Genomic DNA, 15,777 nt, shown 5'->3' with positions numbered 1-15,777 from the left:
CATGCAGCTCACCAACACGGTGCCGATCAACGCCTCCCCCGACGACGTCTTCGCCCTGATGAACGACGTCGAACGGGTCGCGTCCTGCATGCCGGGCGCGGCACTCGACGGGCAGGACGGCGACGCCTGGCGGGGCCGGGTGAAGATCCGGGTCGGTCCCATCAGCGCCTCCTACGCGGGCACCGTCCGCTTCCTGGAGACCGACGCCGAGAAGCGGCGACTGCGGGTGCACGCGCGCGGTACGGACACCCATGGCAGCGGGGACGCGGAGGCGGAGGTCGCGCTCGAAGTTCTCGCGGCGCCCGAGGGAGCGCTGCTCCAGCTCTCCACGGACCTGGTGATCCGCGGCAAGATCGTCCAGTTCGGCAAGGGCGCGATCGTCACGGTGTCGGACCGGATCCTCCAGCAGTTCGCACGAAACCTGGGAAGCCTGCTGGACCAGGACCGGGCGGCCGGGCCGTCTTCGCCCGCGGCCTCGACTCCGACGACTTCCGCAGCCGCGCGGCCGGCCATCGCCCAGGACTCCGACCTCGACGGCCTGGCGATGCTGCTCGGCCCGCGGGCCGCCAAGTACGGCCTGGTGGCAGGGGTGTTCGCCCTCGGTGTCCTGGAGGGCTGGCTGCTCGGCCGACTCGGCGCCCAGGCACGGGAGTTGCGGACACTGCGGAGGACGTCATGAGCGAGGCCCAGTACGGGCGGGACACGGAACAGACCTACGAGCGGGCCGGATTCGGCGCACCCGTGCGCCGCGGCAGCAGCCCCGCGATCATCGTCGTCGACCTCACCCGCGGTTTCACCGAACCGGCCTTCCCCTCGGGCGCCGACCTCACCGAAGTCGTCGGTGCCACCGGCAGGTTGATCGCGGCGGCGCGTCCGGCCGGCGTACCGGTGGTGTTCACCGCGATCGCCTACACACCGGCCGAGGCGGCGGGCGACGCCGTCACCTGGCTGCACAAGTCGCGGGGCATGCGGAGCCTGGTCGAAGGCGGCGACGAGGTCGCGCTGGACCCACGGCTCCCCCGGGTGCCGCAGGACCATCTGATCGTGAAGAAGGGCGCGTCCGCGTTCTTCGGTACGTCCCTGGCCGCCCTGTTGACCGGACTCGGCCGCGACACGGTGCTGGTGTGCGGCGCGACGACCAGCGGTTGCGTACGGGCCACCGCCGTGGACGCCGTGCAGTCCGGGTTCTCGGTGCTGGTGCCGAGGGAGTGCGTCGGTGACCGCGCGCCGGGTCCGCACGAGGCGAACCTCTTCGACATCCAGGCCAAGTACGGCGACGTGATCGACCTCAAGGACGCCGTCGGCTACCTCGAAGGACTGCCGAGGACAGCCCCGTAACCCCCTTGCCGCTCCGCCCACTTGGAGATCCCCATGCCCCCACCCACCCGCCTGCTCGCGCAGTCCGCACTCGCCGATCTCGCCGACGTCCCCGCCACCAGCCGCTGGGTCCGCTCGGGCGGCGCACGCCTGCACGTCCTGGACTACGGGGGTCACGGCGTCCCGCTGGTCGTGTTGCCCGGCATCACCAGTCCGGCCGTCGCGATGGACTTCGTGGCCCGTGAACTGACGTCGCTCGTACGGCCGTTGGTCGTCGACGTCCGTGGGCGCGGGCTGTCCGACGGCGGTGGATCGTACGGGCTGGAGGAGTACGCCGAGGACACCGAGGCCGTCGTCGCGGGCCTCGGTCTGCACCGGCCGGTCCTCTTCGGGCACTCCATGGGCGCGCGGATCGCGGCCGTGACCGCCGTCCGGGCCAAGGTGGCGCTGCGGGGCACCGTGCTGGGCGACCCGCCGATGAGCGGCCCCGGACGTGGGCCCTATCCCACGTCCCTGGACGTCTTCCTCGACCAGCTGGCGCAGGCGCGGCGCGGCACCGACGCGGACGAGGTGGCCCGGTCCTGGCCGCGCTGGCCACGCCGGGAGCAGGAGCTACGGGCGCGCTGGCTGGCGAGTTGCGACCCGGAGGCCGTCACGGCCACGCACCGCGGCTTCGAGAGCGAGGACTTCTTCGAGTGGTGGCCCTCCGTGCCCGGGCCCACGGCACTTCTGTACGGCGCGGACAGCCCGGTCGTCACCGCTCAGGGCGCGGCGGAAGCGGCCCGGCTCCTGCCGTCGGCCGTACTGGCCGAGGTCCCGGACGCCGGCCACATGCTGTTCTGGGACAGCCCGCGCGCCGCACTCGCGGCCCTGCGCCAGGTGCTGCGTCCGATGCTGGTGTGACGTCGGCGCGCGGGTTCCCGGAGATCGCCCCTCCGGCTGACGACTCGATCAAGTGCCGTGCTTAAGTGGGCGTCATGGGTGACGAAACCACAGCCCCGACGTCCACGCCTCCCGGGCCTCCCCCGGAGCTCACCGCCGCGCCCGGCTACCAGGTCCGCCGCCTCTACCAGGCGTATCTGGCGGTCTGGATCCGTGCCGTCGACCCGACGCTCACGGGCCCGCAGTTCGCGGTGCTCCAGGCCGTGGACGCGGCTCCGGGGAGCGACCAGCGTTCCATGGCGTCGGCGGTCTCCCTGGACACGTCGACGATGGCGGATGTCGCCCGGCGCCTGGAGAACCGGGGCCTGATCGTGCGCAGGACGGCCGCGGACGACGGCCGGCGCAAGCTGCTCTATCTCACGGAGGAGGGCGAGGAGACCCTCCACGACGCGAACCTCCGCGCCCGGCAGCTCGACGAGCGGCTTCTTGAGCCGTTCGGGCCGGAGCAGCGCGAGCACATCATGCACCTGTTCACGTCCCTCGCCGACCACTGGGAGGGACTCACCGAGGGCTCCTGACTCCGCGGCGGCGGTTTCCGGATCCCCGGTGGCCGACCACACCCGGAGGATCCCGTGACCGATCACCACATCGGCATGATCGTGCCCAGCTCGAACCTGACCATGGAGACGGAACTGCCGCGCATGATGCGGCAGCGGGAGTCCCTGGTCCCGGAGGACCGGTTCGTCTTCCACAGCAGCCGTATGCGCATGCGGCACGTCACGCCCGAGCAGCTGCGCGCCATGAACGCGCAGACCGGGCGAGCGGCACTGGAACTGGCCGACGCCCGGCCCGATGTCGTCGTCACGGCCTGCCTCGTGGCGATCATGGCGCAGGGGTCCGGGTACCACTGCACCGCCGAGGACGAGATCACCGATGTACTGCGCACCGAGGGTTCACAGGCCCCCGTGGTGTCGAGCGCGGGCGCTCTCCTCGACGGCATCAGGGCGCTTGAGGCCCGCCGGGTCGCGATCGTCACGCCGTATCTGAAGCCGCTCACGCAGCTCGTGGCCGACTACATCGAGGACGCGGGCATCGAGGTGGTGGACGCGCTGAGCCTGGAGGTACCGGACAATCTGGCCGTCGCCCGCCTCGACCCCGCCGATCTGCGCGAGCACTGGCGACGCCTGGATCTGTCACGGGCCGACGCGCTCGTCCTGTCCGCCTGTGTCCAGATGCCTTCGCTGCCGTCGATCCAGCCGGTGGAGGAAGCGGCGGGGCTTCCCGTGCTCTCGGCGGCCACCGCGACGGCGTACCGCGCCCTCGTCGAACTGGGCCTGCCCGCGGTCGTTCCCGGCGCGGGCAGCCTGCTCAGCGGCCGGGCCGGGGCCGGAGGCCAGGAAGGGGCAGGTCCTGGGCGGCCGTGACGGACAGCGTGGAGGGAGCCGGTGTCCTCGCGCGGACGAGCGGCTGGAAGACTGGACGCCTGTGACACATTCTGATCTCGCTCGCCGTATCCATGCCGCCTCTCATCTGACGGGGCGTTTCACGCTTCGGTCCGGACGAACTGCCACGGAGTACTTCGACAAGTACCGGTTCGAGGGCGACCCGGTCCTGCTGGACGAGATCGCCCGGCGGATGGTTCCGCTGGTGCCTTCCGGCACCGAGGTCCTGGCCGGCCTGGAGATGGGCGGCATCCCGGTGGTGACCGCGCTCGGCCGACACACGGGCCTGCCCTGCGCGTTCGTGCGGAAGCAGGCCAAACCGTACGGCACCTGCCGTCTCGCCGAAGGAGCCGAGGTCGAGGGCCGTCGGGTGCTGGTCGTCGAGGACGTGGTCACCAGCGGCGGACAGATCGTGCTGTCGACCGCGGACCTGCGTGGTCTGGGGGCTCAGGTCTCTACGGCTCTGTGCGTGATCGACCGTGAACAAGGCGGCGCCGAGGCCCTCGCGGCCGAGGACATCGGGCTGTTGTCGCTGCTGACGGCCGGAGATCTGCGCGCTGCCGCCGCCTGATCTGCGGGCGGTCGGCCGGCGGCATTCGTTCGCCTCGCTCAGCGGTCCCGACTCCCGGGCCCACTACGCCACGAAGCGCGCAGATCTCCGGCCGTCAGCAGCGAACTGCACGAGTCGGGTCAGGCCATGTCGTCCAGTGGACGCAGCTCGTCGGCGTAGGAGACCGCGGTGCGGCGGAGGATCCCGTTGCGAGCGACCGCGTACTGGCCCATCCGCCACAGCGGCGGAGAGTAGGTGTGGATCGACACGCTCCCGGCATCGCGTCCGGTGAGCCGGTGGATGTGGTCGGGGCCGAAGCAGAAGACCTGACCGGCCGACACCTCGGTCGCCAGGCTCGGCACGCCGACGGCCAGATTGTGTTCGACGAGTGCTCCCTCGGCCACCGCCACGGCGCCGGACGAAACATCGTGATCGTGCCAGCCGGTGTCGTTCCGCGGCGTCCAGCACAGCACCCAGACATCGACATGGGCGTCCCGGTACAGCGAGACGTAGTGCCGCTTGTCGTCGTCGAAGGCCACGTGCTCACGCCAGCTGCCGGGGTCCGCGGCGATCGACGAGGCCAGTTCCAGCAGTTCCCGCTTGTCCAGGTCGCGGCCCGGGAGCGCGTCGAGAGTGACGGCCGCCCGCACCCGGTGCCACGGCTCGGCATCGCGGGCGGCTGCGGTGTCGAGGTCGTGGGACGGCAGCGGTGCGGTCATGGTCGTACTCCTTCGAGTAGGAGGTGGTGTGGATTGCCGACGCGTGCGGCACGCACGGCGGTCGTACGACGAAGGATCGTGCACGGGACCAGGCACAACTGGCCGACGAGGCATTCCGGACACGGGTGTTGGCGAATGGCGGTCGCACTGTGTCCGCTCGTGCCGTCTCTTTGGTTAAGCGCTTCAGTGATGCGTTCCAGTGAAGCGCTTAAGTCAAGCCGGTGTCAATGTGCGCCGAGGGTCGCTCCGCTCCGGACGGCAGGAGCGGCTCGCCAGTTCATCGAGTCGTTACACTGGCGACGTGCCAAAACAGCCGCGGCGGATCACCCTGCGCGACATCGCGGAGGAGACCGGGCTCTCCGCCGCCGCGGTGTCCTACGCGCTCCGCGGTCTTCAAGTACCGCCCGAGACCCAGCGACGCGTCCGCGAGGTGGCCGATCGGCTCGGCTACCAGGCGGACCCGATCGCCCGCGCCCTGGCCTCCGGTCGCACCGGGTATGTCGGAGTGCTGTGCGGGTCGCTCGCCGACGTCTGGCAGCAGGACCTCGCCGCCGCCCTGGGCCGCAGGTTCCTCGGCGTCGGCCGGCACGCGCTGATCGTCGACGCCTCCAACGACCCCGAGCTTGAGGCGACGCTCGCCTCCCAACTGGCCGACCAGCGGGTGGACGCGCTGATCGTGCTGCCGGTCGACCCGGCCGCCGCGCACTGGAAGGAGGTCGCCCGGCGGACGGTGCTGACGTCCATCGGTGACGGACTGCCAGGTGCGGCCACCGCGGCGGAGGTCGTTTTCGACAACGAGGCCGGGGTCACCGACGCCTTCCACCGACTCGTCGACTGCGGTCACCGCAGGATCGCCGTCATGACCCCGAGCCGACCCACCACCCCCGACCGCCCCGCCGAGGTGATCGCCCATCGGGTCGCGCGGAGTCTCGGGCTGGACGTCACACTCCACCCCTCACCGCACGACCTGGACGGCGCCACCGCCGTGGCGCGGACCGTACTGGGCTCCGCGAATCCGCCGACCGCGTTTCTGTGCCTGGCCGATTCGATGGCCTACGGCGTCTATGCCGGGGCCCGGGAGCTGGGACTCGAAGTACCGGACGACGTCTCGGTCATGGGCTTCGACGACCACCCGTTGTCGCGGCTGTTGACACCGCCGCTGTCCAGCTACCGGTGGCCCGCCGACCTGCTGGTGGACCTGGTGGTCAAGCGCACGGTCAAAGCGATCGACGAGAACAAACTCAGCCGTCGCAAAGTCCTGCCTCCGGCGGCGAAGCCACGCGGTTCGGTCGCGCCGCCGAGGACCGCACGCCGGTAGACCGGCAGACGGGCACAGGGCTCACGTTCCGGGAGTGCCTACGCCGTCCAGCCCTTCGCCGCCTGCGAGACGCGCCCGGACGATGATGTGCGGGTCGCGGGGAGCGGGTACGGCGAGGGTGCGAGATCGCTTCGTGGTCGTGATGTCGCCGCTCACTGTGAGGCTGGTGACGGTGCGGCTGTCGGCGGCCAGCGCGTACCAGTGGCCGTTCGGAGAGCACCAGCCGCTCGCGGCCACGACGTGCTGACCGAACCGGCCGCAGGCCACGGTCTCGCGGGCGCGGGTCCACACGGTGTGGCCGCCTCCGTCGGGCAGGGCCTGAGAGCCGGTGGCCTCGCGACGTTCACGAGAGATGACGTCAGAGATCCCATCCTCGAATCCGCACGGCGAAGCAGTGCAGGTTGTGGCTCGGTGAAGGGGATCCGAGAGAAAGAGGACGGGCCCGGGCAGGTGGGTTGATCGGGCCGCGAACATTGATCGCTGCCGAGCCTGGTGATTGGCTGGCCCGCATGACTGAGTTGGGACCCGTCGCCTGGCCCCCTGCCCCGATCAGGACCGAGCGGCTTGTACTCCGTGAGCCCGAGGCCCAAGACCGTGCGGCAGTCATCGAGTTGTTCACCTCGCCTGAGGTGGGCACCTACATCGGTGGCCCTCGACAGCGTGACGAGTTCGAGAGTGCGGTGCCCGAGGCGCCCAAGCGGCGCCCGGGCCTCTTCGTGGTCGAACTCGACGGGACGATGATCGGGATCGTCACGCTCGACCGGCGCGACCCGAAGCATCCGGTCCACGCCTGCCCCGGGACCTCGGAGGCCGAACTCGGCTACATGTTCCTGCCGCAGGCGTGGGGACACGGGTACGCCGCGGAGGCGTGCGCGGCGGTACTCGACTGGTGCACCGGAGCGCTGCCAGGTGAGCCGGTGGTGCTCACCACCCAGACCGCCAACCAGCGCTCGATGCGCCTCGCGGCGAAGCTGGGGTTCACCGAGGTCCAACGGTATGAGGATTGGGGCGCCGAGCAGTGGTTCGGGATGTGGTCCCCGGTCGAGCTGTTCGGCTGAGGCCGGTGGACCGACTCACTCACACCAGAGCGCGTCAACAGGCCATCGCAGCCGCTGAATCGGCCACTGTATGGGGCGCCCATAGACACCGACGACCGAGCACGCATCATGATCGGATACCGGCGGCGCACAAAGCGGGGGGGGGAAGAAGATGGCAACTCCAGCAGAAACCGAATCCCACCAGATCGCGGACTCCGCGAGAGCTTCGCAGCCATCCGGCGGACTGATCATCTTCTTGAACGGCACATCCAGTTCAGGGAAGTCGAGTATCGCCAGGGAGCTCCTCCCGGTCCTGGACGACACGTACTTCCACATGCCGGTCGACGCCTTTCATGCCATGCGGGCTCGCCGGGACATCGCACCGGACGAAGTGCCCTCCATGCTCAGGCGCACCTGGATGGGCTTCCACCGCGCGGTCGCCGGCATGGCTGCCGGCGGCAACAACATCGTGGTCGACCACGTCCTGAGCGAGCAGTGGCGTCTGCTCGACTGCGTCGCCCTGTTCGCCCCCGAAGACGTGGTACTGGTCGGCGTGCACTGCCCCTTGCCAGAACTGCAGCGGCGCGAGCAGGAGCGCGGGGACCGCCCTCCGGGCCTGGCCGCACGCCAGATCGCCCAGGTCCATGCCCATGGCCTCTACGACATCGAGTGCGACACGAGCACCGCCAGTCCGGCCGACTGCGCTCAGCAGATCAAGAACTTCCTACCGCATCGCCCGACCCCCACAGCATTCGAAAAACTGAGGGCGAACCCCTCGCTCGCCCAGCCACCGGTCGCCTGACCGCCCAGCGATCACGGGAAGCCGCCACGATAGCGATCATTGGGGCGTGATTCGAGAGAGTGTTCTGGTCCGGCCCATTGTCCGCGCTCGTTCGGGCCGGGCATTCGGATGTCAGGCTCAGCGCCCGCTGTGACGCCGCCTCGTGTCCGGCCCGCGGCGGAACGTCCACACGTGTGCATGACCGCTACGAGCTCAGCCCGCAAAAGCTTTTGCGCGAGCCGTTATCCGGATGGTGGGGTGGCACGGTGATCAACCACGATGAGACGGGCGCTGTCCGACCGTTGACCCTGGCCTGGGTGGGCCGGTTTCTGAAGGCCGGCGAACGGATCGTCAAAACCGAGGTTTTGCACGGCGGCATCACCGCCGAAATGCGGCGGCTGACCGTCGGAACGCAGGATGGAGACATCCGCGACCTGGTACTGCGGACCTTCATCGACCCGTACTTCGTGGAGCACGCCGAGGACCTGCTGAATCGGGAGGCCGACGCCCTCACCCTGCTCGCGGGGACGGACGTGGCGGCTCCCGGACCGGTCGCGGTTGATCCGACCGCCTCGCATTGCGAGTATCCGTCGCTCCTCATGACACATCTGGCGGGCCGGACAGTCCTCGGCGATGAGGGGCTGGAGGCGCGCATCCCCCTGCTGGCCCGTCAACTCGTGGCGATCCATGCGTTACGACCCGCCGAGCGGCCCCAGGAGTACAAGGCGTGGACGACCGCCGACGCCGTCGTCCCTCCGGACGGCGCCGACGTGGCGGCATGGGCCGCGGCGATCGACGTGATCCGTAAGCCTGCGCCGCCCTATGAAGGGCGTTTCCTGCACCGGGACTTCCACCCCGGCAACGTGCTGTTCGACATGTCACCCCCATGCATGCCAGGTCCGCGGATAACCGGGGTCGTCGACTGGGTGCAGACCTCCTGGGGCCCGGCGGACCTCGATGTGGCGCACTGCTCCACCAACCTCGCGATGCTGCACGGCCCGGCCTGGGGCCTGCGGTTCGCCGACGCGTACGAGGAGGCCGGCGGGGTCCTGGCGTCGGCGGCGAGCGAGCGGTTGTACTGGCGCTTGCTGGACGCGCTGGCATTTGCGGGTGGCGTGGCGCTCGTGGTCCGGCCGTGGCAGCAGGCCGGGAGGGTGGAGCTGACGACGCGGGCGGTGGAGGAGCGGCTGGATGCCTATGTCGTCGCCCTGATGGACGCGCTGGGCTGAACCAAGGCGGTCCGCGGCTTGCGGGATCGACACCATCGACGTCGAGAAGGTGACCATCGCGTTCGGCACGGTCGACATCGCGCTGAGGGACCGGTCGGCCGGTGAGGTCTGCCCGCACTGGAGCGTGTCGAACTCACGCCGACAGGACGGGCGGTGCCCGGCCCGCCGCGCACACTCGTATGCCTCTGTCATCACGGACGGCGAATGCCACCAGCCCCTCGACACCCTGCCTGGCCGCGAACCGGCGCCACCAACGGCATGGCTGACCGCGCGACAGGCCGAAGAAGGCCGAAGAGAAACGCGATGCGGGAACGGCGGCGGATGTGCGAGCCTTCCTTTCCCGGACGCCGACCGAGAAGACGCTGATGACCCGCGATGATGCCCTCAAGCAGCTCAGCCACATCGCGCACGAACGGGCATTCGGTAGACACGTCGGATCCGACCGGCTCATCCAGGCAGGGCTTGACGCACTCGTCGCCGAGGTCGACAGTCCCTCCCTTGCCATGTCGGCCGGCCTCCTTCGGAGCGAGGAATCCGAAGCGCCTGCGCTCTTCGACCAGGTACTGGAAGAGCTGGGACTGGTCTTCCGTCCGCCCGGCGACCCCAGGGCCGCAAAGTGGGCGATGGCCCACTGGATCGCCGGTCAGATAGCCGACGGAACTCTCGATCCCGCCGCCGGCACCCACCTCATCTGGTCAGACATCGCCTACGACCTCGGCTACCCCGAAGAACTGCAGTCCCTCGTCTCATGCGCTCTCAACCTGGACGAATGGGAGGAGAGCTCGGGAGTCTCCGTCGAGGAACTCAACAGGGAAACAATCGAGGCGGCGAAGCAGTTTCTGCGCAAGAGGCCGGTGAACGATCGATTCCGTGTTTGCTGGATCCCGAACTGTTCCGATTGCGAACCAACCAGAGGGAAGTTGACGCGATAGCCGCGTCCTCCTTGGTATGCGTTTCGCGGATTCCCGCTGGTCGGCCGAGCACAATCCAGGGATATGTCCTTGCGGCATTTTCCGGCCATTCCCCCAGTGAATCGGCACGGTCTTCCGGCTAGGCTCACGCGGATGCGGATTACCAAGTACACCCATTCCTGTGTCCGGTTGGAACGCAACAACAGGACACTGGTCATCGATCCCGGCATCTGGAGTGAGCCCGAGGCACTCGTCGGCGCGGACGCGGTCCTGGTGACCCACGAGCACAACGACCACGTCGACCTGTTGCGGCTGAGGGGGTTGGGCGTCCCCGTCTACGCCCCCAAGACCGCGCGGATCCCCGGCCTGGACTTCACCGGGGTCGTCGCGGGTGAGGAGTTCACCGCGGCGGGCTTCCGTGTGACCGCCCATGGCGGGCGGCACGCGCGGATCTACGGCGACCGCCCGGACTGCGCCAACCTCGGCTACCTGGTCGAGTCCGACCTCTACCATCCCGGGGACTCCCTGCACCTCCCCGACCAACCGGTGGAGACACTGTTGGTCCCCCTGCAAGGTTCATGGATGAAGACGGACGAGGCCATCGACTTCGTACGCGCCGTCGATCCGGAGCGGGCGTACGGCATCCACGACGGGCAGATCAACGAGCGGGGATTGAGCAGCCTCAACGGCTGGCTCACCGAGGAGTGCGGTGATCGCTACCGCTGGCTCCCACCGGAGTCGACCGCCTGAGCACCATGGCCCGGCCCCGCGGTGACGAGCCGGGCCTCCCCGAAGCCGCCGCGCTGCGCCGCGGATTCAACTCCCCGGAGTGCCGAGGCCGTTCAGCCCTTCGCCGGTGGCGAGTCGCGCTCGGACGGTGATGTGCGGGTCGTGGGGAGCGGGTACGGCGAGGGTGCGGGACTGCTTCGTGGTCGTGATGTCGCCGCTCACCGTGAGGCTGGTGACGGCGCGGCTGCCGGCGGCCAGCGCGTACCAGTGGCCGTTCGGGGAGCGCCAGCCGCTCGCGGCCACGACGTGCTGACCGAACCGGCTGCAGGACGCGGTCGCGTGGGCCCGGGCCACCGTCCGGGCCGGTGCGGCGGGCGCGGACCCGCCGGTCCGGAAGGAGACCGTCACATCGCCGGGTCCGCGCCAGGTGTCCGCGCGGGCGCAGGTCCACACGGCGTGGCCGCCTCCGTCGGGCAGGTCCTGTTCGGCGAAGTCCCAGTTGTTGACGGCGCGTACGCCGGTGCCGCGCAGCGGCTGCAGAGCGCAGGCCTGGTGGGCCCAGGCCGTCAGGGCCTGGGGGCCGGTGGCCTCGCGGGGCTGGCGGGCGGGCGGTGTGCCGTGTCCGGGCAAGGGGGTGTAGGTGAGGTGGACCGGGGACAGGTCGCCGAGGGGGGCGAGCAGGAACGCGTGGTGTTCGGCGATGCGTGGCGAGGAACGGAGTTGCAGGACCGGCCGGCTGTCGCAGTGCGCTGTCGCGGGCAGGGTCGGGACCGGGTCCGTGACGCCGTCCTTCGAGACGTGCAGTGCGCGGGCGAGGACATCGGGGCGCAGCAGGTCGCGGGTCCCTGCCTCGGCCACCCAGGGGGCCAGCAGATAGCGGGCGGTGCCGCCCGCCGGGGTGAGGGTGACGGCCGCCGCCGTGGTGACGTCCGCGTCGTCGACGCGCGCGATGCTCAACTCCGCGTCCCGCGCCGCGGAGCGGGTCTCGCTGTAGCGGGCGAGGCGCTGTCCGTCGTAGAACAGGACCACCTCGCGGTCGCCGACTTCGCCGGCGTAGAGGAGTTGCGGTGCGGTCGACGGTGGGGTCGCGGTGGTGGCGGGGGCTAGGTGGCGGCGGGTGTGGGCCTGTGGGTGCGTCCATGCGGTCAGGGCGCGGTCCAGGAGGTCCTGGTCGTGGACGCGGGCGCCTCGGGTCGGCCAGGCGGTGAAGTCGACCCGCGAGGTGTTGTCCCACAGCCCGGCGGACGTGCGCACCAGGTCCGCCGGGCGTGGCAGGCCGTGTGCCGCCGGTGTCCCGGGGTCCGAGCGGTGTGCCGTGCCGTCATCCGCGACGGCCAGGGTCACCACCGTCACCAGTCCGATCGCGGCGGCCCCGAGGAGCAGGCGGGTCCGCCGGGTGCGGCGCAGCAGGTCGGTGGGGCCGGCCTGGAGGGCGCAGGCGTCGAACTCCTGTGACGCGAGCAGCGCGGCGGGCGATCTGCGCGAGCTCTCCTCCAGAAGGCCCGCGGTGCGCAGGGCGGCGTCCGGGTCCGGTGCGTCGGCCGATTCCAGCAGGTCGTGGACGGCGCCGAGGGACAGGCCGTGGACGGTACGCAGCAGGAAGGCGGCACGGGCCGCGGGCGGGGCCGCGGACAGCCGTTGCGCCAGGGCGAGTTCGTCCGCCCCGCCCGAACGCGGGAACAGCCGCAGCCCCAGGACCAGCGGCAGCCGGGGCAGTAGCACGCCCGGGTGGACGAACCGTGCGGGCCACATCCGTGGGCGCCGCCCATGAGCCAGCGCGGCGCGCAGCACCTCGGCCAGGAGACGGCGCTCGACGGAGTCCCCGGCGCGGGACTCCCCGCGCGGCGAGGGGACGGCGGGCGCGGTGCGTGTCGTGCCCGCGCGGCGCAGCGCCCGCTGGACGAGGGCGTGCGCCACGAGGACCCGCCGGTGCCGGCCGAGCGAGGCCGGGAGGACGAGGTGCGCCAGGCGGACCAGATCGCCGTACTGCTCGACGAGGACGGACTCGGCCTCCCGAACCCGAGACCTGGCACCCCCGGCATGGGGGCGGAGCGAACGAAGATTCATGGAACGGGACGCTTTCCAGGACGGGAGAGGACGCGGCGAGGTGCCGTTGCGTCAAACGAGTGAATCCCGGACAGGTCACCGTTACCCGCCGCCGACGACGACCTCCGCACGCACATGCGGACTCCTGCCTACCGGGCGTGAGGAGTGAACCGCAGCCGTGCCGCGCCTCCGTACGCTCTTCGCCCGGTCCCCGTCGGGCAGGACGATGGCCGGACGCACACGACACGAGCGAGGAGCGGACATTGGCTGTGGTGATGTTCATGCGCTGGACGGGTGTCACCCCCGAGCAGTACGACACCGTGCGGGACACCGTGGGCTGGGAGGAGACGGCTCCCGCGGGCTCACAGGTGCACGTGGCCTGGTTCGACGACGAAGCGCTCAATGTGACCGACGTCTGGGACTCCGAGGAGGCCTTCCAGACCTTCTTCGCCGAACGGTTGGCTCCCGCCGTCGAGAAGGCCGGTATCAGCGGTCGGCCCGAAAGTGAATTCAGGCCACTGCATCGCCGCTTCGTCCCACCCGGAGTCGTCGGCGGCGCATGAAGCCGGTGCCGGGCCTCATGGGCCCGGCACGGTCGTCCGTGGGGTCAGCGGCCCTTGCGTACCCGGGCCGCCGCGCGGGCTTCCGCGGTCTTGCGGGCCTCGGCGGCCTTGCGGGACTCCTTGGCCGGGCGGCCCGGACGGGTGCCCATCCCGCGGAAGGGGGCGTTGCCGGTGGGCTTCGTCCCCGCCGGAGGGCGCTTGGCCCCGGTGATGGCGGTGAGTTTCTCCTCGCCGGAGCGCACCTGTGTGACGGTCGGCCGGATGCCGGCCTCGGTCATCATGCGGTTCACGTCGCGCCGCTGGCCGGGCGTCACCAGGGTGACCACCTTCCCGGACTCCCCGGCGCGCGCCGTACGACCGCCCCGGTGCAGGTAGTCCTTGGCGTCGGCCGGCGGGTCCACGTTGACGACGAGGTCGAGCGCCTCGATGTGGATGCCGCGAGCGGCGACATTGGTGGCCACCAGCACGGTGACCTCGCCGTTCTTGAACTGAGCGAGTGTGTGCGTGCGTTGCGGCTGTGACTTCCCGCTGTGCAGGGCCGCCGCCCGTACCCCGCCGGCCCGCAGATGACGGGTGAACTGGTCCACGCCCGCCTTGGTGTCCAGGAACATCAGCACCCGGCCGTCCCGGGCCGCGATCTCGGTCGCCGTGGCGTACTTGTCGGCGCCGTGGATGTTCAGCACATGGTGTTCCATCGCCGGGACCGAGCCCGCCGCCTGGTCGACCGACGCGAGAACGGGGTCGTGGAGGTAGTCCTGGACCAACCGGTCGACGTCGCGGTCGAGCGTGGCCGAGAACAGGAGCCGCTGCCCGTCGGGGCGGACCTGGTCCAGGAGGTCCGAGACCTGCGGCAGGAACCCCAGGTCGCACATCTGGTCCGCCTCGTCCAGCACCGTGATCCGGACCTGGTTCAGGTGGCAGTCGCGGCGCGACACCAGGTCGGTCAGCCGTCCCGGCGTCGCGATGACCACCTCGACGCCGGTGCGCAGCAGCGCCTGCTGCCGGTTGATCGACAGACCGCCGACCACGGTCGCCAGCCGCACGCCCATTGTCCGCGCGTAGGGGGCGAGCGCGTCGTTCACCTGCTGGGCGAGTTCCCGGGTCGGCACCAGGACCAGCGCCAGCGGTCGCTTCGGCTCCGCGCGCAGGCCCGCGGTCCGTACGAGGAGCGGGAGCCCGAAAGCGAGTGTCTTGCCGGAACCGGTCCGTGCCCGGCCCAGCACATCGTGGCCCGCCAGCGCGTCGGGCAGGGTCGCCGCCTGGATCGGGAAGGGTTCGGTCACCCCGAGGTCCGTCATCGTCGCGACCAGCTCGGGTGGCAGTCCGAGCGTGGCGAAGGAGGCGGTCGGCGGCGACGCGTTCATGGGAACCTTCCTCGGTCTGTTGCCCGCAACGCGCCGGGGCCCGCACCCCTTGGTACGGGCCCCGGCGATCTCGAAGCGTTGTCCCACTTTATCAGCGGCCACCCACGGCACCCGCCGGTCCGCCGGGCCCGCACAGTGCGCGCTGCGGGTACCGACAGTGGGGACATCGGGTCTGTGGATAGAGTTCTGCTATCAGGGCTATCTGAGGTAACGGTCCGGCGTTCGGCACACGGCCGCGCCGGGCAGTGTGCATCACACCGAAAGTGACAGAATTTATTATGAGCAACGTCTACTTCGACATCACCATCGACGGCGCCCCCGCAGGCCGCGTCGTCTTCAGCCTCTTCGACGAGGTCGTCCCGAAGACCGCCCGGAACTTCCGCGAGCTGGCCACCGGGCAGAACGGGTTCGGCTACGCGGGTTCGGGCTTCCACCGCGTCATCCCGCAGTTCATGCTGCAGGGCGGTGACTTCACCAACCACAACGGCACCGGTGGCAAGAGCATCTACGGCGAGAAGTTCGCGGACGAGAACTTCGACCTGAAGCACGACCGCCCCTACCTGCTGTCGATGGCGAACGCCGGCCGCAACACCAACGGCTCGCAGTTCTTCATCACGACCGTCGTCACGTCGTGGCTCGACGGCAAGCACGTCGTCTTCGGCGAGGCCATCGAGGGCCAGGAGATCATCGACAAGATCGAGTCCCTGGGCTCGCAGTCGGGCGCCACCAAGGCGAAGATCGAGATCGCCGCTTCCGGCGTCGTCGAGGGCTGAGCCACACCCGCGCGCGGAATCGACATGACTCCGCACACAGGGTCATGAGTTCCGGAGGCCGGGCCCCGGGGACGATGTCTCGCCCCCGGGGCCCGGCCTGTTTCGCCGCAGGAACG

18 protein-coding genes are annotated in these 15,777 nt (G+C 70.4%); 14 read left to right on the top strand and 4 right to left on the bottom strand.

Annotated elements, in window-relative coordinates:
- The first annotated feature begins 1 nt into the window (after position 1).
- The 6 genes from ACIBJH_RS40350 to pyrE all read left to right on the top strand — a co-directional run bounded on the left by ACIBJH_RS40350 (position 2) and on the right by pyrE (position 4,212).
- A complete protein-coding gene (locus ACIBJH_RS40350; protein WP_399121918.1) occupies positions 2-679 on the top strand; it encodes an SRPBCC family protein in 678 nt (225 codons plus the stop codon).
- Entirely contained in the window at positions 676-1,338 is a 663-nt protein-coding gene (locus ACIBJH_RS40345; protein WP_399121916.1) for an isochorismatase family protein, read from the top strand. Before ACIBJH_RS40350 ends, ACIBJH_RS40345 begins: the two co-directional genes overlap by 4 nt.
- A 33-nt stretch (positions 1,339-1,371) precedes the next feature.
- A complete protein-coding gene (locus ACIBJH_RS40340) occupies positions 1,372-2,220 on the top strand; it encodes an alpha/beta fold hydrolase (RefSeq protein ID WP_399121915.1) in 849 nt (282 codons plus the stop codon).
- Between the two features lie 74 nt (positions 2,221-2,294).
- On the top strand, positions 2,295-2,777 hold the full coding sequence (locus ACIBJH_RS40335; RefSeq protein WP_399121914.1) for a MarR family winged helix-turn-helix transcriptional regulator: 483 nt from the start codon (positions 2,295-2,297) through the stop codon (positions 2,775-2,777).
- A 54-nt stretch (positions 2,778-2,831) separates the two neighbouring features.
- Entirely contained in the window at positions 2,832-3,623 is a 792-nt protein-coding gene (locus ACIBJH_RS40330; protein WP_399121913.1) for an aspartate/glutamate racemase family protein, read from the top strand.
- Between the two features lie 61 nt (positions 3,624-3,684).
- The gene (pyrE, locus tag ACIBJH_RS40325; RefSeq protein WP_399121912.1) at positions 3,685-4,212 is read left to right on the top strand and encodes an orotate phosphoribosyltransferase; all 528 of its coding nucleotides are present in this window, start codon (positions 3,685-3,687) and stop codon (positions 4,210-4,212) included.
- Between the two features lie 119 nt (positions 4,213-4,331).
- Here pyrE and ACIBJH_RS40320 read toward each other — a convergent pair whose 3' ends face one another.
- The gene (locus tag ACIBJH_RS40320) at positions 4,332-4,910 is read right to left on the bottom strand and encodes a cysteine dioxygenase (RefSeq protein WP_399121911.1); all 579 of its coding nucleotides are present in this window, start codon (positions 4,908-4,910) and stop codon (positions 4,332-4,334) included.
- A 301-nt stretch (positions 4,911-5,211) separates the two neighbouring features.
- Here ACIBJH_RS40320 and ACIBJH_RS40315 point away from each other — a divergent pair, with 301 nt between their 5' ends.
- Positions 5,212-6,228, top strand: coding sequence for a LacI family DNA-binding transcriptional regulator (locus tag ACIBJH_RS40315; protein ID WP_399121910.1), 1,017 nt, complete (start codon positions 5,212-5,214; stop codon positions 6,226-6,228).
- 21 nt (positions 6,229-6,249) lie between these two features.
- On the opposite strand, the gene ACIBJH_RS40310 is transcribed toward ACIBJH_RS40315, so the two are convergent.
- Positions 6,250-6,519 carry a hypothetical protein gene (locus ACIBJH_RS40310; RefSeq protein WP_399121909.1) on the bottom strand — a complete coding sequence of 90 codons (270 nt, stop codon included), beginning with the start codon at positions 6,517-6,519 and terminating at the stop codon, positions 6,250-6,252.
- A gap of 218 nt (positions 6,520-6,737) precedes the next feature.
- Between ACIBJH_RS40310 and ACIBJH_RS40305 the strand changes: the two genes are divergently transcribed.
- The 5 genes from ACIBJH_RS40305 to ACIBJH_RS40285 all read left to right on the top strand — a co-directional run bounded on the left by ACIBJH_RS40305 (position 6,738) and on the right by ACIBJH_RS40285 (position 10,936).
- A complete protein-coding gene (locus ACIBJH_RS40305) occupies positions 6,738-7,286 on the top strand; it encodes a GNAT family N-acetyltransferase (RefSeq protein ID WP_399121908.1) in 549 nt (182 codons plus the stop codon).
- Between the two features lie 151 nt (positions 7,287-7,437).
- Entirely contained in the window at positions 7,438-8,067 is a 630-nt protein-coding gene (locus ACIBJH_RS40300; RefSeq protein WP_399121907.1) for a chloramphenicol phosphotransferase CPT family protein, read from the top strand.
- Positions 8,068-8,312: 245 nt separating this feature from the next.
- Positions 8,313-9,275 (top strand): phosphotransferase family protein, encoded by a 963-nt coding sequence (locus tag ACIBJH_RS40295; RefSeq protein ID WP_399121988.1) that lies wholly within the window; start codon positions 8,313-8,315, stop codon positions 9,273-9,275.
- A 365-nt stretch (positions 9,276-9,640) separates the two neighbouring features.
- Entirely contained in the window at positions 9,641-10,207 is a 567-nt protein-coding gene (locus ACIBJH_RS40290) for a hypothetical protein (RefSeq protein ID WP_399121906.1), read from the top strand.
- 132 nt (positions 10,208-10,339) lie between these two features.
- Entirely contained in the window at positions 10,340-10,936 is a 597-nt protein-coding gene (locus ACIBJH_RS40285) for an MBL fold metallo-hydrolase (RefSeq protein ID WP_399121905.1), read from the top strand.
- Between the two features lie 66 nt (positions 10,937-11,002).
- On the opposite strand, the gene ACIBJH_RS40280 is transcribed toward ACIBJH_RS40285, so the two are convergent.
- The gene (locus tag ACIBJH_RS40280) at positions 11,003-12,982 is read right to left on the bottom strand and encodes a hypothetical protein (RefSeq protein ID WP_399121904.1); all 1,980 of its coding nucleotides are present in this window, start codon (positions 12,980-12,982) and stop codon (positions 11,003-11,005) included.
- A 248-nt stretch (positions 12,983-13,230) separates the two neighbouring features.
- Here ACIBJH_RS40280 and ACIBJH_RS40275 point away from each other — a divergent pair, with 248 nt between their 5' ends.
- Positions 13,231-13,524 (top strand): hypothetical protein, encoded by a 294-nt coding sequence (locus ACIBJH_RS40275; protein ID WP_399121987.1) that lies wholly within the window; start codon positions 13,231-13,233, stop codon positions 13,522-13,524.
- A 44-nt stretch (positions 13,525-13,568) separates the two neighbouring features.
- Here ACIBJH_RS40275 and ACIBJH_RS40270 read toward each other — a convergent pair whose 3' ends face one another.
- The gene (locus tag ACIBJH_RS40270; protein WP_399121903.1) at positions 13,569-14,888 is read right to left on the bottom strand and encodes a DEAD/DEAH box helicase; all 1,320 of its coding nucleotides are present in this window, start codon (positions 14,886-14,888) and stop codon (positions 13,569-13,571) included.
- Positions 14,889-15,166: 278 nt separating this feature from the next.
- Here ACIBJH_RS40270 and ACIBJH_RS40265 point away from each other — a divergent pair, with 278 nt between their 5' ends.
- Positions 15,167-15,661, top strand: coding sequence for a peptidylprolyl isomerase (locus tag ACIBJH_RS40265; protein WP_399121902.1), 495 nt, complete (start codon positions 15,167-15,169; stop codon positions 15,659-15,661).
- Positions 15,662-15,777: the final 116 nt, after the last annotated feature.

Origin of the sequence: Streptomyces sp. NPDC050548 (assembly GCF_044457385.1) — a bacterium.
In the GTDB taxonomy this organism is placed as follows: domain Bacteria; phylum Actinomycetota; class Actinomycetes; order Streptomycetales; family Streptomycetaceae; genus Streptomyces.
This window is presented reverse-complemented; position numbering and strand designations above follow the sequence as displayed.